This is a genomic window from Bradyrhizobium sp. UNPF46 (assembly GCF_006658625.1).
Classification (GTDB): domain Bacteria; phylum Pseudomonadota; class Alphaproteobacteria; order Rhizobiales; family Xanthobacteraceae; genus Bradyrhizobium; species Bradyrhizobium nitroreducens.
Genome location: NZ_LFJB01000008.1, coordinates 54,049 through 80,592 on the forward strand (window position 1 = coordinate 54,049; position 26,544 = coordinate 80,592).

General features: G+C 59.9%; 25 protein-coding genes and 1 pseudogene. 16 read left to right on the forward strand and 10 right to left on the reverse strand.

Translation table 11 applies throughout. The features are described 5' to 3' along the window. Positions 1–254: 254 nt before the first annotated feature. The 5 genes from UNPF46_RS04680 to UNPF46_RS04700 are packed head-to-tail and all read left to right on the forward strand — an operon-like array spanning position 255 to position 4,725. On the forward strand, positions 255–1,451 hold the full coding sequence (locus tag UNPF46_RS04680) for an ABC transporter substrate-binding protein (protein WP_142249215.1): 1,197 nt from the start codon (positions 255–257) through the stop codon (positions 1,449–1,451). Positions 1,452–1,459: 8 nt separating this feature from the next. After that, positions 1,460–2,323, forward strand: coding sequence for a branched-chain amino acid ABC transporter permease (locus UNPF46_RS04685; RefSeq protein ID WP_142249216.1), 864 nt, complete (start codon positions 1,460–1,462; stop codon positions 2,321–2,323). After that, the gene (locus UNPF46_RS04690; protein WP_142249217.1) at positions 2,323–3,282 is read left to right on the forward strand and encodes a branched-chain amino acid ABC transporter permease; all 960 of its coding nucleotides are present in this window, start codon (positions 2,323–2,325) and stop codon (positions 3,280–3,282) included. Before UNPF46_RS04685 ends, UNPF46_RS04690 begins: the two co-directional genes overlap by 1 nt. Continuing rightward, entirely contained in the window at positions 3,275–4,027 is a 753-nt protein-coding gene (locus UNPF46_RS04695) for an ABC transporter ATP-binding protein (protein ID WP_142249218.1), read from the forward strand. The genes UNPF46_RS04690 and UNPF46_RS04695 overlap by 8 nt, the downstream gene beginning before the upstream one ends. Next, a complete protein-coding gene (locus UNPF46_RS04700) occupies positions 4,024–4,725 on the forward strand; it encodes an ABC transporter ATP-binding protein (protein WP_142249219.1) in 702 nt (233 codons plus the stop codon). The genes UNPF46_RS04695 and UNPF46_RS04700 overlap by 4 nt, the downstream gene beginning before the upstream one ends. Before the next feature lie 578 nt (positions 4,726–5,303). Here UNPF46_RS04700 and UNPF46_RS04705 read toward each other — a convergent pair. Next, positions 5,304–6,383, reverse strand: coding sequence for an acyltransferase family protein (locus UNPF46_RS04705; RefSeq protein WP_181769782.1), 1,080 nt, complete (start codon positions 6,381–6,383; stop codon positions 5,304–5,306). Further along, positions 6,383–6,856, reverse strand: coding sequence for a type II secretion system major pseudopilin GspG (gene gspG / locus UNPF46_RS04710; RefSeq protein ID WP_142249220.1), 474 nt, complete (start codon positions 6,854–6,856; stop codon positions 6,383–6,385). Before gspG ends, UNPF46_RS04705 begins: the two co-directional genes overlap by 1 nt. A gap of 290 nt (positions 6,857–7,146) precedes the next feature. Here gspG and gspD point away from each other — a divergent pair, with 290 nt between their 5' ends. The 9 genes from gspD (at position 7,147) to UNPF46_RS04755 (ending at position 19,508) form a co-directional block, all read left to right on the forward strand. Next, positions 7,147–9,396, forward strand: a complete 2,250-nt coding sequence (gene gspD / locus UNPF46_RS04715) for a type II secretion system secretin GspD (protein WP_246668596.1) — start codon at positions 7,147–7,149, stop codon at positions 9,394–9,396. Between the two features lie 6 nt (positions 9,397–9,402). Continuing rightward, positions 9,403–10,623, forward strand: coding sequence for a type II secretion system F family protein (locus UNPF46_RS04720; RefSeq protein WP_142249221.1), 1,221 nt, complete (start codon positions 9,403–9,405; stop codon positions 10,621–10,623). Further along, positions 10,623–11,075 carry a GspH/FimT family pseudopilin gene (locus UNPF46_RS04725; RefSeq protein WP_142249222.1) on the forward strand — a complete coding sequence of 151 codons (453 nt, stop codon included), beginning with the start codon at positions 10,623–10,625 and terminating at the stop codon, positions 11,073–11,075. The genes UNPF46_RS04720 and UNPF46_RS04725 overlap by 1 nt, the downstream gene beginning before the upstream one ends. Next, a complete protein-coding gene (locus UNPF46_RS04730) occupies positions 11,062–11,493 on the forward strand; it encodes a type IV pilus modification PilV family protein (protein ID WP_142249223.1) in 432 nt (143 codons plus the stop codon). The genes UNPF46_RS04725 and UNPF46_RS04730 overlap by 14 nt, the downstream gene beginning before the upstream one ends. Beyond that, the gene (locus UNPF46_RS04735; RefSeq protein ID WP_142249224.1) at positions 11,490–12,155 is read left to right on the forward strand and encodes a type II secretion system protein GspJ; all 666 of its coding nucleotides are present in this window, start codon (positions 11,490–11,492) and stop codon (positions 12,153–12,155) included. The genes UNPF46_RS04730 and UNPF46_RS04735 overlap by 4 nt, the downstream gene beginning before the upstream one ends. A 16-nt stretch (positions 12,156–12,171) precedes the next feature. After that, positions 12,172–12,963 (forward strand): type II secretion system protein GspK, encoded by a 792-nt coding sequence (locus UNPF46_RS04740; protein ID WP_181769783.1) that lies wholly within the window; start codon positions 12,172–12,174, stop codon positions 12,961–12,963. Between the two features lie 651 nt (positions 12,964–13,614). Continuing rightward, the gene (locus UNPF46_RS04745; protein ID WP_142249257.1) at positions 13,615–15,528 is read left to right on the forward strand and encodes a toxin TcdB middle/N-terminal domain-containing protein; all 1,914 of its coding nucleotides are present in this window, start codon (positions 13,615–13,617) and stop codon (positions 15,526–15,528) included. Positions 15,529–15,677: 149 nt separating this feature from the next. Further along, positions 15,678–19,064 (forward strand): RHS repeat domain-containing protein, encoded by a 3,387-nt coding sequence (locus UNPF46_RS04750; protein ID WP_142249226.1) that lies wholly within the window; start codon positions 15,678–15,680, stop codon positions 19,062–19,064. A gap of 9 nt (positions 19,065–19,073) precedes the next feature. After that, positions 19,074–19,508 (forward strand): DUF5958 family protein, encoded by a 435-nt coding sequence (locus UNPF46_RS04755; RefSeq protein ID WP_142249227.1) that lies wholly within the window; start codon positions 19,074–19,076, stop codon positions 19,506–19,508. Between the two features lie 99 nt (positions 19,509–19,607). On the opposite strand, the gene UNPF46_RS04760 is transcribed toward UNPF46_RS04755, so the two are convergent. The 4 genes from UNPF46_RS04760 to UNPF46_RS04775 all read right to left on the reverse strand — a co-directional run bounded on the left by UNPF46_RS04760 (position 19,608) and on the right by UNPF46_RS04775 (position 23,116). After that, positions 19,608–20,006, reverse strand: a complete 399-nt coding sequence (locus UNPF46_RS04760) for an integrase core domain-containing protein (RefSeq protein WP_181769784.1) — start codon at positions 20,004–20,006, stop codon at positions 19,608–19,610. After that, positions 19,912–20,184, reverse strand: coding sequence for a hypothetical protein (locus tag UNPF46_RS38670; RefSeq protein ID WP_181769785.1), 273 nt, complete (start codon positions 20,182–20,184; stop codon positions 19,912–19,914). The genes UNPF46_RS04760 and UNPF46_RS38670 overlap by 95 nt, the downstream gene beginning before the upstream one ends. Next, the gene (locus UNPF46_RS04770) at positions 20,067–20,762 is read right to left on the reverse strand and encodes a DNA glycosylase AlkZ-like family protein (protein ID WP_502705481.1); all 696 of its coding nucleotides are present in this window, start codon (positions 20,760–20,762) and stop codon (positions 20,067–20,069) included. Before UNPF46_RS04770 ends, UNPF46_RS38670 begins: the two co-directional genes overlap by 118 nt. 77 nt (positions 20,763–20,839) lie before the next feature. Beyond that, positions 20,840–23,116, reverse strand: a complete 2,277-nt coding sequence (locus UNPF46_RS04775; protein WP_142249230.1) for a hypothetical protein — start codon at positions 23,114–23,116, stop codon at positions 20,840–20,842. 607 nt (positions 23,117–23,723) lie between these two features. Here UNPF46_RS04775 and UNPF46_RS38185 point away from each other — a divergent pair. Further along, positions 23,724–23,810, forward strand: coding sequence for a hypothetical protein (locus UNPF46_RS38185; protein WP_246668599.1), 87 nt, complete (start codon positions 23,724–23,726; stop codon positions 23,808–23,810). Positions 23,811–24,366: 556 nt separating this feature from the next. Further along, positions 24,367–24,646: pseudogene (locus tag UNPF46_RS04785) on the forward strand (GMC family oxidoreductase N-terminal domain-containing protein); the annotation flags it as partial. Between the two features lie 247 nt (positions 24,647–24,893). Here the strand turns inward: UNPF46_RS04785 and UNPF46_RS38600 are convergent. Genes UNPF46_RS38600 through UNPF46_RS04805 form a run of 4 tightly spaced genes read right to left on the reverse strand, consistent with a single transcriptional unit; the run spans position 24,894 to position 26,536 of the window. Next, the gene (locus UNPF46_RS38600) at positions 24,894–25,145 is read right to left on the reverse strand and encodes a formylglycine-generating enzyme family protein (RefSeq protein WP_210248327.1); all 252 of its coding nucleotides are present in this window, start codon (positions 25,143–25,145) and stop codon (positions 24,894–24,896) included. Between the two features lie 56 nt (positions 25,146–25,201). Continuing rightward, complete coding sequence (locus UNPF46_RS38515; RefSeq protein WP_283811653.1) at positions 25,202–25,294, reverse strand: hypothetical protein; 93 nt, start codon at positions 25,292–25,294, stop codon at positions 25,202–25,204. Between the two features lie 12 nt (positions 25,295–25,306). Continuing rightward, complete coding sequence (locus tag UNPF46_RS04800; protein WP_245448164.1) at positions 25,307–25,591, reverse strand: SDR family NAD(P)-dependent oxidoreductase; 285 nt, start codon at positions 25,589–25,591, stop codon at positions 25,307–25,309. Positions 25,592–25,642: 51 nt separating this feature from the next. Further along, positions 25,643–26,536 (reverse strand): LysR family transcriptional regulator, encoded by an 894-nt coding sequence (locus tag UNPF46_RS04805; RefSeq protein ID WP_142249232.1) that lies wholly within the window; start codon positions 26,534–26,536, stop codon positions 25,643–25,645. Positions 26,537–26,544: the final 8 nt, after the last annotated feature.

The window sequence follows — 26,544 nt, forward strand, 5'->3', positions numbered from 1 at the left end:
AAGATTTACTATTGCGGAGCGCGTTTGCTCCGCAAACCACGGTTCGTTGTCCACTACTTGAGCTGCCCGCCCAGATCGCGTGCACCTGCGGCAAAACGACGAAAGCGCGCATTCCACGACGTTAAGTGAAGCTTTTGTGTTGCATGCGAGCGCCCACTGCGATCTAATATAAATAGATGCGGCCGTATCGCATTGTAATTCAGTGCGCGCTACGAGTGCGCTGTTCCATCGACTGTCTTCTACTGGAGGGTTCAATGCGCAATCGTAGGGAGATCTTGGCTGCTGCAGCGGTTGGAATTGCGGCACCGGCGTTGCTGCGCCGAGCTTGGGCGCAGCAAGATGCGATCGAAATCGGTAGTCTCGTGTCTCTTTCCGGTACATTCGCCAATATCGGCGAACAAGTCGATATCGGTAGCAAGGTCGCCTTCGAGTACTACAAGACCGCTGCGGGCAAGCCTCTTCGGTACGTGCAAATGGACGACCAGGGCGATCCGGGTCGGGCCGTGCGGCTGACGCAGGATGCCATCCGTGATCGCGGCATCCGCTTCTTCATGAATTGCACCAACAGCGCCATCGCTTTGGCGGTCGCGAAGGAAGTCGCAAACAGCGGTGGCGTCTACATCAATCAGGCCGGCGCCGACGAGATGACCGGTTCGCTCTGCAACAAGAATACCTTTCGATGGCCGGTCGCGACCTACAGCGCGGTGAACACCACCGTGCGCCCCTTCATGAAGCAGTTCCCCGACGCGAAGAAGTGGTACACGATCACAGGTCAATACGTCTTCGGCGACAGTCTCTTGAAGAACCTGAAGAATGTATTAGGCGAGCTCGGTGGCCAGCACATTGGCAACAGCTATCATTCTCTGAGCGATCGCGAGTATAGCGGCTTCATCACCGCTGCAATCGCGGCGCAGCCCGACGTGCTTTGCATCTGCAATTTCGGCAGCCAGACGATCGACGTGCTGCGGCAGGCCGTCAGCTTCGGGATGAAGCGCAACACGAAAATTGTCGTCGTTTGGTCTACGGGCCTCGATCAATTCCAGTCTCTGGGCCCGGATATCTGCGAGGGCGTCTATTTCGGTGCAAACTACTGGCATGGCGTGGATACCCCCGGCAATCGGCTGCTCTCGGGAGTGATCAAGGAGAAGCTCAAAGTGACGCCCAGCTATCTTCTGACCGCCGGCTGGGCCTGTACGCAGGCGACGGTAGAAGCTCTGAATAAGGCAGGTAGCACGGACGTGCCGGCGGTGATCAAAGCCTTCGAGACGCTCAGCTACGAAGGCCCGACGGGACTCGAGACGGTTCGTGCGGAAGATCATCAAGTCTTGAAGGACTATTATCTCCTGTTGGGCAAGCCGAAGGCCAAGATGCGTGACAAAGATGACTACGTTGAGGTCTTATCTGCCGAGAAGGCGTTCCTCTCGCCCGACAAGACGGGCTGCAAGCTATAGCCGCCTCGATGTCCACTCAGGTATTCATTTTCGGAGCGCTAAACGGCGTCGGCATTGGAATGATCTACTTCATCCTGTCGATCGGTCTGACCATGATTTTCGGCCTGATGCAGTTTGTGAACTTCGCGCACGGGGCGTTTTACATGGTCTCCGCCTACGCCGCATTCGCGATAGCTCAATGGACCGGAAGCGTTCTTCCGGCCCTGCTGATTAGTCCGCTTCTGGCCGCGATTTTCGCACTTGTCTCCGAGCGAGTGCTGTTGCAGCGGACGTACAATTTGCCTCACGAGGCGCAGATACTGATGACCTTCGCGCTCGCGATCCTGGCGCAGGAGACGGTGACCATGATCTTCGGCACCTTGGGAAAGAATGTGCCGGTGCCGGAGATGTTCAACGGCGTCGTGATCCTCGGAGGTTTCGTATATCCGTCATATCGGCTGTTCGTCGTGGCAGTGGCCGTGGTGGTGGCTGTAGTGATGTGGTTGGCAATCGAGCGCACCCGTCTCGGCGCCATGCTGCGCGCCGCAGCGGAAAATGCCGAAATGGTCGGGCTGCTCGGATTCGACTCCCGCAAGATCTTCATGGGCGCATTCGCCTTCGGAGGGGCGCTCGCAGGCCTCGCCGGCGCTCTGGCTGCGCCGTTACGCGGCGTCGAGCCGCTCATGGGTCGTGAGGCCCTCGCGATCGCTTTCGTCGTCGTGATCCTCGGCGGGCTTGGAAGCTTCAGCGGAGCGCTTTTGGCGGCACTGCTCATCGGGATCACCCAATCGCTCATGAGCATGATCTGGCCAGGAGGAGCTCATCTCATGATCTATGGCGTCATGACGATGATTCTGGCGTTCCGCCCGACCGGGCTCATGGGGCGGTCGTGATGACCAATGCAAGCCCGCGCTTTCCGAATGGAACGACTGTCGCAATCGGGGCAATTCTCGTCGCGTTGCCTTGGGTTTTGCCGTCGCTGACACTGGCGAGCGAGATCCTGGTGGTCGCGACGGGCGCCTTAAGTTGCACGTTGCTTCTCGGATCGGTCGGTCTGCTTTCATTTGGTCAAGGGCTTTATTTCGGCTTGGGGGCCTACGTATCCGCCATTCTCATTCGTGACTTCGGCATGAATGCGTCGGTTGCCGCCTTGGCAGCATCTGTCGCGGGATGCCTTCTAGCGGCTGCTGCCGGGCTGCTGATCGTGCGGCGTCAAGGCGTTTATTTCGTGATGTTGACATTGGCATTCGCGCAGATGGGCTTTTTTCTCGCACTCGCCTTTCCGAAGCTGACCGGGGGTGAGAACGGCCTCGGAAACGTGCCGCGAACGACCATCGCGTTCGGACAGTTCGCGCTGTCGAATCCCAGGTTGCTCTATGCGTTTCTGGCGCTGCTTTGCTTCACAGCATTTGCCGTCGTGCAAAGAATAATCGCGTCGCCATTCGGTAGCGTCCTCAACTCGATCCGCCACAACGAGAGCCGTTCAGAAGCATTGGGTTACGACGTGCGCCGCTTCAAGTTCGCGGCGGTTACCATCGCCGGCGGGATCGCAGCGCTGGCAGGCGCAATGAACACGCTCATGCTCAGTTTCGTGCCCTTGAGTGCCGTCGACGTCGAAACAAGCGAACGGTTGCTGATCGCTTCCCTGATAGGAGGAGTTGGATCCCCTCTGGGCGCGCTCGTCGGGGCGTCGGTCCTCAGCGCAATGTCCGACTTTATCTCACCGGTGTGGCCGCGTTGGTCCATGATCGTTGCATTGCTTCTGATTGTGATTGTGCTGTTCCTGCGCGACGGGCTTCTAGGGTTGGGTAACGTGCTGAGAAGCCACCGGAAGGAGGCTCCCAATGGCTGATCCTCTATTGACGGCCAAAGGCCTGGGAGTACGGTTCGGCTCGTTTCAAGCAGTTGCCGATCTCGACTTGTCGATCGATCACGGCTCCCTCCATTCCGTCATCGGGCCCAACGGAGCAGGCAAAACCACGTTATTCAATGCCTTGAGCGGAACACGCGCTCCCACACAGGGCGAGATAACATTTCGGGACCGTCCGATAACGAACGTCCCCGCCCATCGTCGCGTCCATTTGGGGCTTTCGAGATCGTTCCAGCTCACTAATATCTTCCGCGACCTTCCGGTGGTCGAGAATATCTTGTTGGCGCTCCAAGCTGTCGCCGGTCGCGAGGCATGGACGTTTTGGCGGAGCCGGGATCCTTCGAAAGTATCGCGTCAGCGCGCGGCGGAATTGGCGGATCAGGTCGGTCTGGCAAAGCGCCTCGAAGCGCGTGCAGGCGATCTATCTCATGGAGCACAACGTGCTCTCGAGATAGCCATGGCTTTGGCCGCCGATCCCATGCTGCTGTTCTTGGACGAGCCGCTGGCCGGAATGGGGCTGGATGACGTGCATAAAACCAAGCTTCTCATCAAGAGCCTCGCGCCCGAGCGCACCGTTGTTCTAATCGAACACAATATGAGCGTCGTGCTCGATATATCGGATAAGATCACGGTGCTGGCGCAGGGTAGGAAGATTGCCGAAGGATCACCCCAACAAATTCGAACGAACGCCGACGTTAAGAGCGCGTACCTTGGATCAGCCGCATGACCGCGCTCCTCGTTCGCGATCTTCACGCTTGGTACGAGAAGAGTCACATCCTGCAAGGCGTGGATGTTGAGGTACAGAGGGGGAAGACGGTTGCCATTCTTGGCCGCAATGGTGCCGGAAAGACGACCACGCTTCGCTCGATCATGGGGTTAGTTCGTACCCAAGGAACGATCACTTTCGACGGTAGATCGGTAGTTGGGGTTCCGACGCACGAAATCGCCGGTCGTGGTCTGGCGTTGGTTCCCGAGAACAGGGCGATCTTCAGCACGTTGGACGTCAGAGAAAATCTCAGTATCGCTCATCGGAAGGATTCCCCCTGGACGCCCGACGCGGCAGCCGAACTATTCCCAGTGCTCAGAAAGAGATGGAAGTCGGCGGCCGGCCGACTCTCCGGAGGAGAGCAACAGATGCTTGCGATTGCGCGAGCTTTGATGACGAACCCGAATCTGCTCCTATTGGACGAGCCGACGGAGGGGTTGGCGCCGGTAATCGTCGATCAGCTGGTCGAGCTCATGCTCAACCTAAAGGCCCGTGGGCTCACCATCCTCCTCGTCGAGCAGAGCATACAGGTGTGCAGCGCCGTCGCCGACGTCCACGCGATATTGGACGAGGGCCGGGTCGTCTGGACCGGGAGCACGGCGAGCCTGTCTTCTTCGACCGATATCCTGGCGAAACATCTCACCCTGGAAAACGCATAGCCTGTCGGGAGCGTCGACGGTGCGGCCGATCAACGATGGGATGGGTCGCCGCAAACGGAGGGGGATTGACTGATGAGGTTCGGTCGCAAAACGGAGTTAGCTCATCGACTGATAAGGTTTCATACGAAACCTTATCAGTTCGGGCTACCCTGGTGGTCGGGGCTGCCCGGTTCTCGATTTTCGAGCTGCTCTGCGCTTTGCCTGTTTAAGTTCGGACTATCGATAAGTTAGGGCTTGCAACGTAAGGCGCAATCGTCGCATCGCTGGTTCGCGATAGAGTAACACTGATAATCCGTGGACATGCGGACATATTGGCCGACGCGGAAGCGTGGACGCTGGTTCTTGCGAACAATAAGAGCATTGGCCATCATTGCCGCCATCGGTGGTGACGATGCACTCGCTGTCATCAAAATTCAACAGTAAGGCCAGCTTCCGAGCTGTTTCAAGCCGGTCTGCATTTGCTTTTGACTTGCCTCGCGACGATCTTCCCGGAAGGCTGCATTGTCAGGCCGCGGCCGGCCCGAATTCGGGCACCGCATCCAGCGCTCACAGACTACTCTTCGATCGCACACGCTTCGCTACCGAACAGGCATTCGGAAGCAGTCAAATTTCCGCAATATCCAGCCCGCGAACCGCTTGTGCTTTGCCTCCGTGGCGAGGGCGAACAGCCAGGCGGCCGAGTTCGAGACGGCAATCGCTATCGTGAACGTCATCCACAGCGGTGCCGGCTTGAGCCCCACGACGATCTTTACGATGGTATAGTGTACGAGAAAGAGGGTGTACGAATACCCAGCGAAGAACTCGATCACCGGTCTGGACCGTAGGAGCCAGTTCTGCCCTTGCGCAGCAATAGCAAGGCTCACGAACCACATCGCAAAGTAGGGTTGCGCCGCCAGCGCATATTCGTCGCCGCGCACGTGTGCGACTCGCCACCGCCAGAATAGAAGAAACGAAAGAGCCGCGCTGACGACGGTCGAGAGCCTATCGATCTTCATGTTGATTGCGACAAAGTAGCCACCGAAGCCGAGTAACCAAAGGACGAAGAGGCTGTGGGAAGCGTCCGGCCTCTCCGCAAAATGGAATAACGGAAGGGCAGCGGCGGCGATTGCAAGCAAAAGGCCGGCAATTCGGTTGCGCCCCTTGCAGAAGAAAAACAGGCCGCCGACGAAGAAGTAGATGTGAAACTCGATCGCGAGACTGCTCAGCTGACCTGCTGAGCCGAACGTCCCTCCGCCCCACTCGCCGGGGTAGCCCTGCAGCATGAAGAGATTTCTGACGAAGCTGGTCAGACTGTCGAGCTGGAACAACGGCACGCCGAGTGTGAACGCGACATAGTCAAGCGCTGCAATGAGGAAGAGAGCCGGCGCGTAAGCGGAATAGATGCGGGCGAAACGTTCGACGCTGTAATTCAGCAACGAATAGCTGCCGTATCCGGTGCGGTCGTGAAGTGTGTAAGCTATCACGAAACCTGAGAGGACAAAGAACAGGAGAACGCCGATATCAGGGATCAGGGTCGGCCTGGCGCCGCCGAAGGGCGCGAACGTCAGATTCCAGGTGTGTCCGACGCATACCATCTGGGCTGCGAGTGCGCGGAGAAGATCGAGCAGCGTCGACGTGTCGTTCTTCGTCCGGTCGAGATTGAAGCTGTTAGAAAGCACTACTTCTGCCAGTTGGCGATATCGGCCGCTTGTTCGGTACCCCCTTCGCGGCTATCGGCTCCGAGCGATGCGAGGTCGTAGGCCAGCCCATGGGTTCCCGGAAATGCGTACACGTATGGTTTGCCCCAGGGATCGTTGGGAACGAGGTTGCCTTTCAGGTATGGGCCGTTCCAGCGCTCCACATTGCTTGGCTTCTGCACAAGTGCGGTGAGTCCAACGCTCGAAGCCGGGTAAGTGCCATTATCGAGATAATAGAGGTCGAGTGCCTGGGCGAAGCCTTCGATCTGAATCCTGGCCGCCTTGGTTTTCGATTCCGAGAGATGATTGAGAACACGGGGGCCAACGAGGCCAACGACTAGGCCTATGATGGTGATCACGACGAGCATCTCGACGAGCGTGAAGCCGTCTTGCTGTAACAAAAGCCGACGGAGGGGGCGTTCGGACCGGTTCAGACGCTGCTGACGCTTGCGCATTACTCAACCTGACATTGTTTCAATTCTCGTATCTCCAAATAAGGCAGGGACCAAGATGTCATTCTGTGCAGACCGGTCGATAGTTGTGGAAAAAGCAGCATCCAACCACGCGGTGTGAAGTCGCTCGGCTATAGTTTCGTCGGACCAAACCCAAGCGCTATCGTTGCCCCCGGTTTGCGTTGTCGGGAGCCGTTGGCCCAGCCGATCGTCGCGGCGTTCGGAACAGCCCCCCAGCGCGGCCGAGGACAGATCGCGAAGCCGCTGGCGTTTTTGAGTCAGCGGAGTTGTCGGTGTCAGCAAATTGTCACAAGCGTTTGGGTAGACTGGCAGCCGTCAGCCTTCTGCTCGGGCTTGCGGCCTGTCAGACCACCCAGATCGAAAGTGCTTCGGATACTGTACGCGAGGCTTGGAACGGGCCGCCACCTGCGGCGCGGACTGCTGCCGTCAGTAGCTACAGCAATCAGGCCATCCCGTCTCCGCTCGGCCCCAAATCGGCGGGAGAGCCGGCCTTCTTTAATGGTTCGGGGCGGTTTCTCGGGACCAAGCCGACGGGTTCTACGGGCTCAGCGCCGGAAGAAACCGGTGAGGGCGTCACACTGAACCTTCTCAATGCATCTGTGCCACAGGCGGCGAAAACGGTTCTCGGCGACCTGCTTGCCGCGAAATATACGATCGATCCGGGTATCGACGGAAAGATCACGCTCCAAACGCCCGGACCGGTCGCTCGCTCGGCCGCTCTCAGCCTGTTCCAGACCGCCCTGCGCTCCAACAACGCCGCATTGATTTATGCGGGTGGCACCTACAAGATTGTTGCGCTGGACCAGGCTGCGGTAGGAGCGAACCTCCAGATCGACGGTGATCTGGACAGCACCGGCGCCATTGCGTCGAGCTTACGTGTTGTCCAGCTCAAATATGTCGCCGCTTCGGAGATCCGTCGCGTAGTGGAGCCGATCTCTCCCCGCGGCACAATCGTCCGGACGGACGATGCACGGAATACCATCACGCTATCAGGCAACGACAAGGATATCAGTGGCGTTCTCGACGCCATCAGTGTTTTCGATGTCGATGTGATGAAGGGCATGTCCTTTGGCATTGTGCCCGTCAAAATGAGTGATCCGGCGGCCATCACGGACGAGCTTCGCAAGGTTTTTGACTCCGAGCGGGAAGGCCCGATGGCAGGCATGGTCCGTTTTTTGCCGAACAAACGGATGGGGGCCATTCTCGTCATCACACCGCAACCCCAATATCTGTCGCGGGCAACGACCTGGATCCGCCGGCTGGACAATCGAGGCGAGGGCACCGAAAAGCAATTCTATACCTACGCGGTGCAAAATCGGCGCGCCACAGAACTGGTCAGCGTCCTCCAATCGATGTTTACCCAGGGCAAGGATGGCGCGAGCGAAACTGGCGGTACCCGCAGCGTCGCTCCCCAATATACCGAGGTCAGCGCCCAGACCTCGGGCATGAAGCAGCCTTCGGGTGCGTCAATGCAATCTGGTGGCGTGGGCGGCTCGCAGTCCTCAACACCTCCAGCCACAAGAGCCGTAGATGCCGCCGGGCCTGAAACGACGTCTTCCCTTCAGATCGGTAAGGACGACAGCACCGGCGGCCCGCGCATCAAAGTCGTTGCGGATGAGACCAAGAACACCGTCCTGATCGAGGCATCCGCCGCCGATTATCGGCGCGTTGCCCGCGTGATCGGCACGCTTGATGTCATCCCCAACCAAGTCTTGATCGAGGCGATGATCGCCGAGGTGACCCTGAAGGATGAATTGCGTTTTGGGTTGCGTTGGTTCCTGAACAACAGGAACCAGAGCGCCACCTTCACCGATGATCTCTCGGGATCGATCGGCTCGGTGTTCCCGGGCTTCTCGTATGCGTTGCGCGCTGCAAATATCTCGACGACACTGACGGCGCTCAACCAGATCACCGACGTCAATGTGATCTCATCTCCTTCACTCACGGTTGCCGACAACAGGACCGCAGCCCTTCAGGTCGGCGATCAGGTGCCGATCACGACGCAATCGGCCGTCAGCGTATTGACGCCCGGGGCACCGGTCGTGAACTCGGTCAGCTACAAGGACACCGGTGTCATTCTCTCGATCACACCGAGAATCAGCGAGAGCGGGCGCGTCACACTTGATATCGAGCAAGAGGTCTCGACCGTTTCCGAGACGACCACATCGTCGATCAATTCCCCGACGATCAGTCAACGCCGGGTGAGGACAACTGTGGTCGTCAACGACGGCGAAGCCTTCGCTCTGGGCGGGCTTATCCAGGATAAGAGGACCAAGACCAGGACGCAGATTCCCGTCCTCGGAGATATCCCCATTCTCGGAAACGCAGTGAGGATGAAGGACGATCTCATCGGCAAGACTGAGCTCGTCATCATGATTGCACCCCACGTCATCCGGAACCTGAACGAAGCCCGTCAGATGACCGATGAATTCAGGCGGGAACTGGCGATCCTCATGCCGTATGGCCGGCGGCCGGTACCACCTCGAACGCCAGAACAGAAGATGCGTCGGACCCTGGAGTGAGACGATATGCCGTCGTTTCTCTACAAGGCTTACGGCAGTGGAGGGGAATTGGCTGAGGGTCGCGTCCAGGCGCTGTCCGCTGATGCGGCCGATGCCCTTCTTAGTCGACGTGGATTGACGACATTCAAGCTGACCGAAGTGTCACAGCACACGCAGCCCTGGTGGCAGCGCGATCTCTTTTCGAAGACCGGTCCAAATCCCGCTTACCTGGCGGCTTTCGCGCGCGAGTTTGCGGATCTCTATAAGTCGGGAGTGGCGTTGGACGATTGTCTGCGCATCCTTGCTGAGCAATCGACCGCCCGGGAGCTTCGGCAAGCCTGCGACAGCCTGTTGGAGGACATTCTAAATGGCGCGACGCTATCCGGCGCCATGACTGAGCGACCCTCGACTTATCCCGGTGATTTCATCAATATTGTGCGTGCAGGTGAGACAAGCGGAACGTTGGGACCGGCGTTCGAAGAGCTCGCCCGCCTGCTCGAGCGACGGCAAGAGCTGGACGCCAAGATAAAGTCCGCCTTGACCTATCCGGCAATCCTGCTGGGGCTCGCGGTGGTCTCGATCGCCGTTGTCATTGGAGCCCTGGTGCCGAGCATTGCACCTATCTTTCAGGAGGGGGGCAAGCCCATGCCCGGGGCCCTCCTGCTGCTCGTGGCACTGGCCGACAATTGGGTATTTGTTGTCCTAGGGATGCTTGTGCTGGCAGGGATGGGACTTTCGGGCTGGATGGCGATCCGAAGGTCCCCGGTACGTCGCCTTGCCTTCGACGCGTATCGATTGAGGCTTCCAGTCGTTGGCACGATCGCGCTCAGCCAGGACACTGCAAACTTTCAGCGAACGCTCGGAACCCTGCTGCGGGCCGGCGTATCTCTGCTCGAGGCATCCATGTCCGCGCAGGCGGTGATCCGCAACAGGCTGTTGGCAACCAAGGTCGAGAGGGCCGTCGGTTTTATCCGCGAGGGCCGGCCGCTCGCGGTTGCCTTGCGCGACGAGGGTGTGTTTCCACCTGCCGCGATCCGCATGATGGCGATCGGCGAGGAGACCGGCAAACTCGATCAGATGCTACTCAGGTCTGCCGCTGTCTTTGAGGACAGGGCACTTAAGGACATCGACCGCGCGATGGCGCTCCTGACGCCGACGCTCACTCTGGGCGTTGCCGTTGTCGTTGGTGGATTGGTGCTGACCGTCATGATGGCGATTCTCAGCATCAACGACGTTGTTGGCCGCTGATGCGTTCCCGGTCGCATCAAGATGATGGTTTCACCATTCTGGAACTGCTCGTCGTGCTGGCCATCACGGCGCTGGGGCTTACCCTGGCGCAACCCCTCATCGGCAGGACGGCTGACCGTCTCCGGCTGGAGTCTGCGCAGACTGCGCTTCTGAACGCGCTCAAGACGACGCGCGCGGCAGCCATCATCAGAGGCACTGAAGCCTCGCTGGTGATCGATCTGAACGCGCGGACGTTCCGATCGCCGGCACTTCCCGTGACGATGCTGCCGAAGAAGGTCGAGCTCGCACTGAAGGTTGCAGGCCTCGACACCACCGATAGGTCCCATGCCGAAATCCGCTTCTATCCTGATGGCTCATCGACCGGTGGCGACCTGACCCTCAAACTTGAGGACCGTACCGCGCGCCTCTGTGTTCACTGGCTGACGGGGCTCCCGCGCGATGATTGCGATTAGATCGCCCGCCGCGCTGGCGCGACGATGTCTGGCGGCCGAGGGCTTTACCCTGCTCGAAGTCGTCGTGTCGCTCGCAATCCTGTCCCTCTCGCTCGGCGTGATCTATCACGTTCTCGCCAATGCACTCGGGAATGAAAGCTACGCCGAGACGGTCAACCGGGCGCGGCTGGTTGCGCAAGGGCTGGTCGCAAGGGTCGGGACTGATATTCCCGCGAGCGCCGGGGAAACGTCGGGCGACGATGGTCATGGCCTGCGCTGGCGCCTGAGCCGCAAGGCCTTCAGGGATGGACCCGGTAACGGACGGGCGGCGGTCGCTGCGATCGAGGTCTCGGCCGAGGTCTCCTGGGGCGAGGGGGCAGCCGAGAAATCGATCCGCCTCACAACGCTTCGTCTCGCTGGAGGCGCGCGGCCGCGATGACCGATGGTTTCCCGGTCGAGAAGAACGCGTCCGAGGCCGGGTTCACGCTGGTCGAAATGCTGGTCGGCCTCGTCCTGACCAGCCTGCTTGCAGTCATGCTGCTTGGTGCTATCCGTTACGGCCTCACAATTCGGGAGCGAACCGCGCTCCGGGCCACGGCCCTCGACAGGGTCGTCGCCGCTCAGGATTTCCTGCGCAACAGTCTCACCCTGGCCTATCCCCGGCTCATCGGCGAGGCTAACGGAACGGGCCGCCTGGAGTTCGAGGGGACGCCGACCTCGATCCGTTTCGTGGCACCTGCGATGCAGTCCGGAGGCCGTGGCGACCGATCCAATTTCTCAATTGCGATGAACTCGTCCAGCCCACCGGCTTTGGTGGTCGATATCGACGATCCCCGCGCGGCCACTAACGGCCGCAAGGATGTGCTGCTCGCAAACGTTGCCGGCGTCGCGTTCTCCTATCTTCCGAAGGTCGCGTCCGGCGAGGCGCGGTGGGCGGATCGTTGGGATGCGGGGACAGCACTGCCTGCGGCCATTCGGGTCAATGTTCGGTTTCCATCGGGTGATCAGCGGGTTTGGCCGGAATTGCTGATCGTGCCGCGCATCGACGTCGACGTCGGCTGCGTGCTCGATGATCTCACCAAGCGCTGCCGCGGTCGCTAGCGAGGAAAGATGGGTCATGCCGCTGCTCTCGGTCTTGTGGGGATTAGCTCTTCTCGCCGTCATCGCCACGACAGTCATGGATGCAACCGGAACGTCGCGAAAGCTGGCTGACAATGGCCTTTACGCTGCCGAGGCCGATGCCTTGGCGGAGGCGGCTATCGTGCGGGCGGCCATCGGCCTGTCCGATCCCACATCGGGAACGGGCTGGCGCGCGGATGGCCGGCCGCGGCAATTCGAGCTTCGGAAATGGCGCGCAGTTGTCCGGATCCAGGACGAGCTCGGTCGCATAGACCTCAATTTTGCGGATCAGGATCTACTGTTCGGACTGCTTCGGTCTGTTGGCTTCGAGCCACAGAAGGCTACCGCGCTCGCGGTGTCAATCATCGAGTGGCGGATGATGCCGGTCCCTGGCGTGAGTGCAAGTGGCCAGCCGCAACGGCGCCTGTTTCATGCCGTCAACGAATTGCTTCTCGTTCCTGGTGTGTCGCAGGACCTGTTCGCCAGGATCGAGCCGGCCCTTACGGTTTATTCGCAACGCCCGACATTCGACCCTCAACTCGCGCCGCTCGAAGCCCTGCTCGCATTGCCCGGCGCGACGCGCGATCAGGTCGTCCAAACCCTGGCCCGTCGCGCGCAAAGCACGCTTGGAGCGGACGTTGCGCCATCGCTGAAAGGGCGCGCCTTTTCGCTTGCGATCGAGGCCACCGACGGCCGTCACAAGCGGGCTTATCGCGCAGCCATCCGTTTCACCGATGATCCCGCGAAGCCGTACTGGCTGCTGGATTTTCAGATCGTGTCGAAGAGCTGAGCTCGGGCCGGCCGCGCAACGCTGCGAACAATCGCGCCGGCTGGTCTCATCATTCTCGGGTCTTCACACGAGCATCATGGATCCGTCACGCGGAAAAGAATGCTTCTAATAAGTGCTTGCTGCCATTCTTGCCGGGCGTTGATCGGCCGATGTGTCTACAACAGGTGCTGCATTGACGCATTTCCATGCAGCTCTGCATTTGAGTCCTGGAGTTGTGGAGAAGTGCTGCTGCACGTTGACGGCTGAGACAACTAAAGGTTTATTTCGCTGCGCCTTGGAATGGGAATGCAGGGGCGATTCTTGATTACTTCGAAGATATTGATGGCACTCGAGCGAACTTGGTCGCGTTTCAGCTTTTGGCGGCTCGCCTACAGCGCACCGTGAGAAGATTGCGGCTGCGCTTGTCGTGAGAACGGCGCATCCACCACCACCTCCTTACCAAATTTGTCTCCAGCTTACGCAGTGAGCGTCTAAGCAGACGAACTGCTCGTTGTTGGAGCGGTCGTCCGATTTCCAGATTGTCAGAAGAGAGTGCGAATGATCAGACCGGCTTTTGGTTCTCCCTCTCGGGCGTTGGCGCGTCCAGCTATTGCGGTCGTGATGTCCGCAATTGTGTTTGTTGGAGGTTCTGAGTCTGGATTCGCCGGGACGATGTCTGTTCCTGGCAATTTCACGGTAAGCCCAACGGGGGCTGCGACCTATTCGGTCCCGATCAGTGTGCCCCCGGGCTTAGCGGGCATGATGCCAGCATTGTCGCTGGGTTATAGTAGCCAGAGTGGAAACGGCCCATTGGGAATGGGATGGGCTCTCGCAGGCCTACCTTCGATTGGGCGGTGTGCGAGGACATTGGCGCAAGACGGCGGGACTGGCGGTGTCAATTTCGATGCAAATGACCGCTTTTGCATGAATGGGCAGAGGCTTGTGGCGACCAGCGGTGCCTACGGTGGCGACGGCACGCAGTATCGCACCGAGATCGAATCGTTCTCCAAGATCATCTCGCACGGCAGCGCAGGCAGCGGGCCGGCCTGGTTCGAGGTCCGCACCAAGTCCGGCCAGACGATGGAGTTTGGCAACACCGCCGATTCGCGTCTGCTGGCGGAGGGGCAGGCCTCAGCGCGGGTCTGGGGCGTCAACAAAGTGAGCGACAGCAAGTCGAATTTCTATGCGGTCACCTACACCAGCGATCTCACCAACGGACAATTCTATCCGAGCAGGATCGACTACACCGGTAACACGGCAACGGAAGTCAGCGCGTCGAACTCGGTGCAGTTCGTTTATGCGACGCGTCCGGACACCCTTCCGCAGTACCAGGCAGGATCTCGGATCACGACCGCCTTTCGTCTGACAAATGTCCAGGCCCGCGCGGGGTCTACCTTTGTGTCGGACTATCGGCTCGCATACGAGCAAAGCGGTCCGGCCAATCGCAGCCGCGTGACGGAAATTTCGGTCTGCGGTGCGAGCGGGTCATGCTTGCCCTCGACAAGTCTGAATTGGACCAATGCGACGGCCGGCTTCGGCGGTCGCCAAGCATGGACCTCTGATCGGTGGGGTGTTTCGAGCGGTTGGACCGACAACAATCAGTACCCGCGCAGGGTTACCGACCTGAATGGCGACGGCCTTCCGGACATCGTAGGCTTTGCTGCGTCGGGGGTCTATGTCGCGCTGAACACCGGAACGGGCTTCGGCGGTCGCCAGCTCTGGACGTCGGATCCGTGGGGTGTTTCGAGCGGATGGACCGACAACAATCAATATCCACGCATGATCGTGGACGTAAACGGTGACGGCCTTCCGGACATCGTGGGCTTTGCCGCCTCAGGTGTGTACGTCGCGACTAATATCTCAAGCGGCCCTGCTCCAGACGTGACAACGAACATTGCCAATGGCATCGGCAGCTCGACCATGCTTACGTACCAGCCCAGCACCAACACCTCGGTTGTCACCAAGGGAACGGGCACGGTGTTTCCCTTACTTGACCTTGTGTCGCCCGCGCATGTCGTGTCGCAGGTCGATCGCAGCAACGGCGTCGGCGGTACCGTCAGCGCGTCTTATACCTACTCGGGCGGGCGGATCGACATTCGAAGGCGAGGTTTTCTGGGTTTTGCCCAGACCAATGTGAAGGACCTGCAGACCGGCATCGTGAGTACGACGACGTATCGGAAGGACTTTCCCTACATCGGTTCGGTCGCTTCGATGGTAAAGAGCCTGACGCCTGCCACGCCGCCGGGAGGTGCTGCGGCTCAGGCGATGACGCTGTCGCAATCGTCGAACACGTACCAGTTCAGCAATGCGTCTGGTGCGGCGAGCGTGAGCACGCCAAGCATCAACTCGGCGCCATACAAGGTGTCGCTGTCGCAGAGCGTCTCCAGCGGGTCCGATCTCGATGGAACGGCATTGCCATCGGTGACGACCACGAACCAGTACGACGCCTATCTGAACCCGACGCAGGTCGTGACCTCGACCTCTGACGGCTTCAGCAAGACGACCGTAAGTACCTACAGTAATGATACGAGCGCCTGGTACCTGGGGCGGCTGACGAGATCGTCAGTCACAGGTGTCGCTCCCTAACGGATCAGAATCTGCCGCGGCCGGAGCTGCTCCGGCCGGACGTGCCCGCGTTTGCGTAACAATCTGCGTGAGTTTGAGGCTGGCGTGGGCCGGCATCGGCACTGCTGTGCCGGCCGAGACTGTTGGAATCTGGGGCTTGGGGAATGGCAATGGATACGATCAGGAAGCTGTCGGTTGCGGCGGGGCTCGTGGCGGCGATGTCGAGCGCGGCATGGGCCTCGAGCGTCACGCGGACTTCGTCGTTCGCCTACGACGGCGCCTCGGGTCTTCTGGTGCAGGAGGTGGTCGAGCCCGACACGCCGGCGCTGCGGCTGCAAACCGACTACACCTATGACAGCTTCGGCAACAAGCTGACGGTGACGGTCAGCGGTGCCGATATCGCGACGCGGAGCTCTGCCTCCAGCTTCGATGCCAAGGGTCAGTTCAACACCGGCAATACCAACGCCGTTAACCAGAGCGAGAGCTGGCAATATGACGCCCGGTTCGGCACGCCCACCAGCCAGACCGGCCCCAATGGCCTGACCACGACCTGGAGCTACGACGGTTTTGGCCGCAAGATCACGGAAGTCCGTCCCGACGGTGCCCAGACCAAGTGGACCTACTCGTTCTGCAGCGGCGTCAATGGCGGCACTGCCCCCTGTCCGTCCGGCGCGAGTTATTTGGTTCAGGCCAAGTCGCTTGCCGCCGACGGCACCACCCCAAACGGTCCGCTCAAGACTGTCTACTTTGATGCGCTCGACCGGGAAGTCGTCTATGACACGCAAGGCTTTGACGGTAGCACGATCCGTGTCAGCACCGCCTACGACGCGCTCGGGCGGGTGGCGCAGACCAGCCGGCCGTACTTCGTCAATGGCGGCACGCCGCAATACACCAGCTTCACCTACGACGCGCTGGGACGGGCGCTGACCAAGACCAAGCCGGACGGCAGCGTCTCCCAGGTCTCCTATCACGGCCTGTCCGTCACCAAGACCAATGCGCTCGGCCAGACCCGCGCGACCGTCAGGGACAGTCAGGGCAATATCGTCTCGGTCACCGACGCGCTCGGCAAGACCATCACCTATGCCTATGACGCCTTCGGCAACCTGACCAGGACCACTGATCCCTCGGGCAATGTGAGCACGGCGACCTACGACTCCCGCGGCGCGAAGATCGTCGATACCGATCCCGACATGGGATCGTGGAACTACAGCTATAACACGCTCGGGCTGCCGGTCAGCCAGACCGACGCCAAGGGCCAGACTGTTGCCCTGACCTATGACAAGCTCGATCGCGTGATCCAACGGGTCGAGCCGGACAAGACCAGTACCTGGACCTACGATACGGCCGCGCACGGCATCGGCAAGCTCGCCTCGACCGGCATCACGGCAGGAGCGGGCGCCGGCTATTCGCGCAGCGTCAGCTATGACGCGCTGAGCCGGGCGACCCAGGTTGCGACGGTCATCGATGGCGCGACCTACAACATGAGTGCGATCTACGATGCCAACGGCCAGCTCAGCAAGGTCGGCTACGCCTCCGGCTTCACGGCGCGTTACACCTATACCAGCCTCGGCGACGTCAACCAGTTGCTCGATGATGCAACCGGCCAGGTCCAATGGACCGCGAATGCGATGGACGCGGAAGGGCACCTGACGCAGCAGACCACTGGCAACGGCCTCGTCACCACCAACGGCTTCGATGCCCTCACCGGGCGGCTGACCAGCGTTGCGACCGGCGCCGGCGGGACGGTGCAGAACCTCAGCGTCACCTATGACAAGCGCGGCAATCCGCTGTCGCGGAGCGATGCCACCACCAATCTCAGCGAGACCTTCACCTATGACGGCCTCAACCGCCTGCTGTCGTCGACGGTCAATCTGACGCCGACGCCGCTGGCGAAGACGTTCTCCTACGACCCGATCGGCAATCTGCTGTCGAAGTCTGATGTCGGCAGCTACACCTATCCGGCGGCGGGCCAAGCGCAGCCGCATGCGGTGACCAGCATCAGTGCCGGGCTGATCTCGACCACCTTCACCTATGACCTGAACGGCAACCAGACCTCGGGCCTCGGCCGCACCATCGCCTGGACCTCCTACAACAAGCCGGCGAGCATCACACAGGGCACGCGAACGATCAGCTTTGTCGACGACACCGATCACCAGCGCTTCAAGCAGGTGACGCCGGAGGGGACCAAGCTGTACCTGTCGGCGTTCGGGGTGGAGGCTGAGGTTACCAATCCCGGCACCAGTTCGCAGATCTGGACCGACTATCTCTCAGTCGGCGATGCCATGTTCGGCATGCGCACGATCCAGACGGCGTCCGAGACAGTCGCAACGCGTTACTTCCACAGCGACCATCTCGGCTCGATCGCGGTGATCACCAACGAGGCCGGCGCCGTGGTCGAGCGGCTCAGCTATGACGCGTGGGGCAAGCGGCGCAATCCGAGCGGCACCGACGACACCACCGGTAGCATCACCAGCCAGAGCAGCCGCGGCTTCACCGGCCAGGAGCAGCTCTCGGTCTCCGGGCTCGTCCATCTCAATGGACGTGTCTACGATCCCATCGTGGCGCGCATGACGAGTGCGGATCCGACCATTCCACGCCCGCTCAGCACACAGGGATGGAATCGATACGCGTATGCCAGCAATAGGCCTCTGCGGAATATCGACCCGGATGGGTTCGGCGACTATGATTATCTCGGCGTGACCTCCAATGGATTGACAGAAGCTGGTACGCCAGACTGGCTAAAATATTCGCCGCAGCCATTGTACGGACTATCGTCCCCGAACATCGGCTGCAGCTGCGGCTATGGTGGTTACTCGCCTCTGCCGTCGCCGACTGTGCTTCCCCAGTACGACGCCGTAGCAGCCATGAATGCCATGGCTGCATCCACAAGCGCGATGATCCAGACCGCGAATGCGGCGGACGCGGCTCGAGCAGCGGCGATGTTTCAAGCTACCTTGGATGCCTGGAACAATGCTGCGTATATTCCTACGCAAGTTTCACAGGTGTCGACGCCAAGCCCTCCAACGACACCGACGTCTCCTGCGTCTCAGCCCCGCGGTACGAACACAGGCAACCTTCAATTGGCAGATATGCCCGGGTTCTTAATCCCTTGCCTTTGCGCGGGAGGAGGAGGCGCAGGAGGAGGGTTTATTGGGAGACTCCCAAGTCCTAAGGCTCCACAAGTCCGACCTGTCGACCCTCTACCTAACGGGGCAGGCGCCAGTGGTGCTCGGACGCCAGCGCAGGCTGGTATCTCGTCCGGGGACGCGTTGCGGATTCAAAATGCGGCTAATAGAACACAGCAGCAGATCACCGTGGTCGGTAGCCGAGCAGCCGGAACAGCCAAACCTACCTCTGACTGGGATTATATTATGAGTGGCTCTTCGAGAGCGCGGCACTCCGCTAGCGGTTCAGTTCCGCGAGGCACAAGTGGTGGAGGAGTGAATGCATCAGGACGAGAGACCGGTATCGACATATTTCAGACATATAACCCCAACGCCCCAAGCTACAACTTGCTCAGAAAAGATCTTCCTCATGTAATCTTCGAACCGCAGTAGGATTGCCCGATGCTGAACATAGACGAAGAGATACTGCTAAACCAACTGGCGCAAGGCATCGTGAGCGATCGGGAAGGCGAGGTATGGTTTCAGGCGCATAGCCTAGATGAAAAGCGTAGGGTGCTTCGCGGTCTAAATGTTGTTATTTTACAGGCGAGTCCGCGCGAGGAAGATGCTGCAACTGCGATTTCCAAAGCGCAATTGAAGACGACACTTACACCGTGCGTAATAGTCAAAAGGCCCAATCTCAAAGTTCAGTTGGCAAAGCTCGCGACTCTTCCTGAGCCGGAGTTAACCCAATCGTTTCGACTGCTTATCAAATTGCTTGCGGTCGCTGACAAGAGGCGACGCGAGGAGAAGCCCTTAGATCTAGAAAATCATTGGTGGCATAGAGATTTAGCAGATCCCAATGTAGTGAATGAGATCAAACGAGTTAAGGGCTAGCGGAGGTTTTTGGACGGGGAAATTGCAGTGAGATCAGCTTAGTCGAGCGAGCGGGCTGACGTCTACGATGGGCCCTGATGCCCTGGCCAAGACCCTTACTTACCACGCGACGGCATAGTGCAGACGAGTCGGGCGGCGCGGTGAGCACATGAATTGCGGTGACAGTGGTGGACTGCACCCCTGAAGTGAGACACGATAATAACAGTGACAGTGGGGTTGCCGCACTTTATTTTGCGCGAACGCGGTTTCCAACTCAATAGGCGACTGGTATCCGAGCGCCGAGTGCAGGCGCTCTTTGTTGTATACCTCCGCGATGAAGCTGTTGATGTGGCGGCGGGCGTCGACCAAGTCGGCAAAGGCCTTGCTGTTGATCTGTTCAGCCTTGAGCGTTTTCATGAAGCTTTCAGCCTTGGCGTCGTCGAAGGGATTGCCCGGCCTGCTCATGCTGATGGTGATGTCGGCGAGCCGCTCGCGATAGACGATGGACGCGTATTGCACGCTGCGGTCGGAGTGATGGAGGCTGCCCGGTGCCGGTCCCCGAGCCGCGATAGCTTTTTTCTAGCGCGGCGATGGCAAGCGAAGCATCGAGCGTGTCCTCGAAGGCCCAGCCAACAGCCTTGTGCGAGAACGCGTCGAGAATAACGGCGAGATAGGCGAAGGTTTTGGCCAGATGCACATAGGTAATGTCCGCGCCCCACATCTGGTCGGGTGCGGACGGCCCAGGCCGCGGATCAGATTGGGGACGACGAGAAAGCCTGATGGCCGGTCGGTCTTGAGGTCGAGCGCGGCGACGATCTCGTCACTAGCCAGCACCGGCAGCGCGTAATAGCCGAGCTTGCGCTTGGCCTTCGGCACATAGGCCTCGAACAGATGGTTGTAGCCGAAGATGAGGTTGGTCCGCTTGCGCTGGATGATCAGGGGATCGAACGGCGAGAGGATGTGGACGAGATCCTGCGACGCCTCGCCGTTCGCTTCCAGCGCCGCAGGCGTGGCCCAATGCTCCTGTTTGCCGGCACCGTCGATCGCGACAGGGACGAGCTCGCCTCGTCGGACGCGCGCGACGATCAGACCCGCGACCGCCTTCTCGGTGCATCGAAGTGGCAGATCTAGCCCTGCGAGCGCAGCGCGGTCGAGCAGATAGGCCGAGATCTCCCTCGCGGAGGTCGGTCTCGGTTGCTTATCCCAGCCGAAATGCCGCGTCGTCGGATCATAGAGGCCTGCGTCGTCGTCGAGCGGCTCAGCTGGGACCTCCACGGACAAGCAGCGCAATCCCGACGGCATCGCCCCCCGGGCGAGTGCAGGCCAGTGCATCGCAAGTCCATTTCTCGTGATCACGATTTCCTTCGATAGAGGACAAACCGGGTCGATTCGTCGGTAAGTTCGAAATCCTCCGACAAGGTTTTTTCGGTCATTTCCTTCAGCCAAGCATATTCATAGGTCGCTCCGCGATCCAAAATGAAATGGTTTGTCCCAGCAAAGCTTCTCGTAACATGTTCAGGACTGAAGATGTCTCGGAACGGGAGGAAGTAGCTCTTGGGAGCTCTGCCAAGGGTCGCAAGAACAAGCCAATCCTGATCAGACAACAGCAACATACGGCCATCACGCGCCACGACCTTGTTGACTAGGTCTATGTCGCTGCTATCAAGCTGAACCTTGACGTGTCCTGCTCCTCGACCCAACCTCAGACTGGTGATGCTCGGATATTTCAAGTATGATCGCAGCCCGATCATCACCTTCTGTTGACGATCCTGCGCGCTCAGAAGCACGGCGACCGAAAGCGCCGCTGTTGCTGTCAACGATAAGGCAGGGACGATTCGCGAGGTCGTTCGCCCTAGGACGACGCGAAATGCCGAGCGGCCCCACCAGGCGCAAACAGCAAGATAAGCAAACGCGTTTTGCTGCCACACCGCGTCAAGCGACCGATTCATCCACTTGGCCATGAAAACCAGTGCAACAAGAGACAGGACCAGAAGATACGCACGTTCGATCGTACGGCAGTTGGCCCACGTCGTGCCGACGCTAATGGCGGTGGCGATGGCCATCGCCGGAAGTATCAACTGGTAAAATGTGCCAAGTCCTGGCTGCCAGTCTATTGGCACGCCGACCCAATTCGAAACGCTGTGCAATCCGATTGGCGCAAGAAAGGCGTGCAAGAAGTCGGTCGAGAGAACAGCCGAGCCGAAGGCCGCGACAAGCAACGCGACCAGGATCGCAACAGACAGTCCGGTGAACGCCGCGGCCTCCCAAGGCCACCGTCTTTCGAGCAGCCGCACTGACAAGGCCGCGCAGCCAACGGCCCATGTATAGATCCCCGTCTCGGTATTCCAGAAGATCGAGCCCGCGCAGACGGCAGACATCGCCACCAGCAGCCAGCGGGAGGGTTGTGCCAGGTAACGCGCAAGGATGCCCGTCGCAATGAACACGAACATGTACCTGATGGCGAGGGCGGATGGTCCATTGAACGCTTCGCCGTCGCCGTACTGGCAGAGCGCCAGAAATACGGCAGCCAGGAAAAATGGCAGCATCCGGCTTTGAAAGAAGTCGCGTAGCACCCAATAGGCCGACAGGTGAAAGATTGCGAGCGTGGCAGCAACGAAACCAATGTAACGCAAATATAGCGCGTTCGTGTCCGCGCTGAGCAACCGACCAAACAAATAGGGCGGTCCGTATCCATAGAAGGACAGGAAATCGCGGCCAGGTACCAGACCGTGAGCAAATTGATAGAGGGCCGGTCCAACGAGGAATGAGACGGCGTGAGGATTGACAGAAGCCTCACTGGCCAGGCGTTGCACGCTCAGCGGCAAAGTTAGGGCGAGTAGCGCAACCACCAGTGCCGCGTCAATCCGTCGAAATTCGGAAAAGGTGATCGGCCGAAGTTCGGGGATGCCCTCGAAGCTTGTTTGCGTCCGGACATGCTTCAGGAAGGGCACGAAGATCGCGCAGGCCGCGGCGACCAACGCGAGCACATTCAGCTGTTGCTGGAATGCATCCTGCAGAAATGTCTCCAGGGCCAAGACAACTGCCAACGCCGAAACGTAGAATAGAACTGGTGAGCGGCCGTGGAAGCATTCCTGGAGTCTGATGGCTGCAAAGGCCGAGACGGCACCGAAGAGGTAGAAAAAGACGTAGAAGAGTTTCTCGGCACGCTTGATGGCCGCGCTATCCGAGAAGTTCGATTGGATAACCGGGAAGTCCTGCGCGAGGTTTGCACCCAAATCCAGCCTTGTGACATTCAAGATTAGATAAGCGAGTATGCCAGCCGCGAGAGCGCCAACACATGCCCCCCACACGGCATAGCCGTAAAATCGCCAAAGGCTGAGTTCTGATTTCGTTGCGGGCTTGATGGGATGTAGGAGGCTGATCGAAGAGCCGGCGATCATTGTTCTATTTTCATTTTTCGGCATCAATTCTAGGGCGGGGCGCAGAGACAAGACAGGCAACGCAGATGGACCCACGCTCAGCTTGTCCTCACGTCTGGTTGCGAAGGCCGCCGCCACACTCAAATGCGCTATGGCGCCTCGACTTGCAAGGCGATGGTCGATAGCAAATTGCGCGACTGTGGACAATCGCGTGTTCGTTGCGCCTTTGCTTCCGATCTTTCCTTTCATACGAATTTTACAGGCGCGTCGCGAGAGGTGAGAACATTGCGCCCAGACAACTCGATGAGCAAATGCTGTCTGCAGGAAGTGGCTGCAATGATGCGGCTTGGTGCAGTTCATTGCTTTCGGTTCAAGGTTGTGGAGAACTCCGCGTAGGGGTGCTGGAGGTTGAGACAACTAAAGGTTTTACTTGTTTGTGCTGGGAGTGGCAATCCGGGAGCGAAGATGATCATGCCGGTGGGGTCAACAGAAGATCCTGAGCGAACTCCTGGATCGCTGGCTCGCCGAGGAGGACTCCTTGACAGCCCTTAACGTATCTGAACGAAATCGCCGATCTACTCGCAAGCACTATCGGGAGCGCAGCAGCCGGTTTAAGATTGACGCTGCGGGCTCGCGAAAGCGGGCGACCGGGTAGCTGAGTTCGCTTGGCTCTCGTGGCAATTCAATCGGTCTCAAGCCCTGCGGGAATTTGGAATTGGCCAAGAAGAATTTGCGGCGGTACTAGCTACAGCGCGCTCGGGGGTCGCTCGTGACAGCGATAGCCCTGTTCGTGAAGGACGCGGTGCCAAGCTACTATTCAATCCCGATAAGCGTGGCGCCGGGCAAGACGGGTATGATGCCGGCCCTGCCGTTGGTCTATAGCAGCCAAAGTGGCAATGGGCCCTTGGGCTCGGGTCGGGCTCTGGTGGGGGGGGGCCTATGATCGGGCGGTGCGGAGGTACGCTGGCCCAGGATAGAGCGCCCGGAGGCGTCAACTATGACGGGAATGATCGCTTCTGCCTGAATGGCCAGGAACTCGTCGCTATCAGTGATATCTATGGTGCCGATGGCACGCAGTACCGGACGGAGTATCTCATGGTCAAAGTCGATGCTGCAAAGGGGTAAGCCACGTAGGCATGAACGAAAGCCTCGGCGCTGAAACGACGGCGGGGGCTAACCGATCCAGGCTGCTCCCAGAAGGCTGATCTGGCGTCAGCTGGACCACCGATTGACCACCGAAACCCTCCGAACGTACGGCAATAAAGATGTTCCATCGCAACCAGAATTCATTGTTCTTGTTGAATTTTTGACTGTTACTTACGTTCGGGACGCAGAGGTCGCAGGTGATCGAAAGCGCAGCGAGCGATTTACAATCCGTCTGTAACCTATTGATTTCAATGGCGCTGTTGTGGCGGCCTTTTACAGCTAAGCTGCTGTACTTCCTGCGAAAAGATAAGACTCTTAATCAGCGGGTCCCAGGTTCGAGCCCTGGTGCGCCCACCATTGTCACCCACGCGCAAGCCAGCAAGGTGGCTTTCGACGGTCGCGTCGCCACCGGCGTCGAGTGGATCAGCAAGGGACAAGTCCACAAAGCGACGGCTGATCGTGAGGTCATCCTGTCAGATGGCGCGCTGCAGTCGCCGCAGATCCCTTCAGCTTTCCGGCGTCGGTCCGGCCGAGCTGCTGCGCAAGCTCGGCATTCCCGTCATTGCCGATTCTCCTGATGTCGGCGCCGATCTACAGGACCATTATCAGGCCCGGCTGATCGTCCGCCTGAAGGGCTGCCACGAGATCACGCCGGTGGCACTGAGGTGGGGCGTCGAAAGGAATGTCCAACGTCAGCGCGTGAGAGACCTGGCTCAGGCTCGGGATCGCAGCAGCGAGCGCGCCGCTGAGCAGTCCGACGACGATGGCGACCAGCACGAGGCCGGTCTCGCGATTGCGCGCGAAATTGCGCAGGAACAGCGGTAGCAGCCGGATGCCGGGGGCAGCGGCAGGCCTCGCGGGATGTAGTGCCGGCTCCATCCTATGAAGGATCCCGCAGCGGCTCGGTGCGCACGACGCGGAAGCCGATATTGCTCGACGCGGAATCGGGCGTATTGGAGCTTCTCGCCGCGACGCGGTAGCGATTGCAGTAGGATTCGTGGCAGAGAAAGGATCCGCCACGCATCGATCGGTTGGGCGCTGGCTCGCCGTTCAACGGGTCTCGATGGCGTGAGGCGGTGATAGCTCGGCGAAAAATGGTCCTGGCACCATTCCCAGACATCTCCGGCGACATTGTGCGATGCGTCGACTGACGTCAGCCGACTTGCGGCCGCGGATGCTCGCGCGACGTCAGCCGGCGAGAAACCCGCCATCGACAGCAACGACAGTGCCGGTCGCATATTGCGACGCCGGCATGCAGAGGAACGCAACCGCGCCGGCGATATCCTCGAATTCCTAGTCGCGCGCCAGGATGCCGGCGCAATTGACCAGCGCGTCGACGCGCGTGTGTCTTCCGGCGAAGGACGTGACGGCCGCATCATCTGTGACGTCCGGCGTCGCCAGCGTGAGGCCCGCGCGCGGCTTCAGCTGCGTCCGGGCAAGGTCGGCATCGTTGGTGCCGGTCGCCGTGACAGTCGCCCCGAGATCGCAGAACTGGTTGCTGATCGCCGCGCCAATGTCGCCGGCGCCGCCGATCACGACGGCGTGGAAGCCGGCAGCAAGAGAAAAATTCGAAGTCATCGGCAAGGTCTCACTTCAGGGATCGAAGCGCCCAAGACCATCAAGGACGACTTACCCCTTGGTGAGCATTTGGCTCGCCGCGCGGACCTCGTCCAGGAAGGCCTTTGCCAAACGCGAGAGAGGGGCGGCCTCGGACCACAGCATATAGGCGACCGCAAGTGTCGTGGGCGCGAAGGGTTTGACGATCAGGCCATTGCCGCTGTTCTGGCGCGGAGAGAATGGATCGACGACCGCAACGCCAACACCCGCAGCCGCCAGCACGCAGGCCGTATTGCAGTAGCGAACCTCGACGGTCGGCTGAAAGGACGCGCCGGCCTGTGCGAAACTGGCCCGCACAGCCTCGCCAAGGCGCGTGCCGCGCTCGAGCCCGATGAAGGGCAGGCCGACCAGGTCGGACGCCGAGATGACGGGTTGCGCGGCAAGCGGGTGCTGCGGCGGCAGCACGCAGACCATCTCGCCGGTATGGGCCACTTCATGCGCAATGCCCGGATGGTAGCTGAGGCCGAGTGCGAAACCGAGTTCGGCAACGCGGCTAAGGACGCCCTCGATGATACCTTCATAGCGGCGCACGTCGAAGAACACGCGTGTCTCCGGCCGGCGATGCAGAAAGCCCGACAATGCGGAGGGAATGATGCTGTAGGCGAGCGGCGGCGTCGCCACGATCGACAAATGTCCGGATCGGTTGTCGCGCAAGTCCCGCACGCGATTTTCGAGCTTGGCGTGCAGCGCGAAGATCGCCTCGCTCTCCTTGTAGAGCGCCATCGCCTCCATGGTCGGAAACAGCCGGTTGTTGACGCGCTCGAACAGCGCAAAGCCGGCCTGCGCTTCCATCGTCTTGAGCGCATTGCTGACCGCAGGTTGCGAGAGCGCGAGTTCATCGGCGGCCGCGACCGTGGTCCGGTGGCGAATGACCGCTCGCAGGATCTCGAGTTGGCGCAGATTCATATAATTAC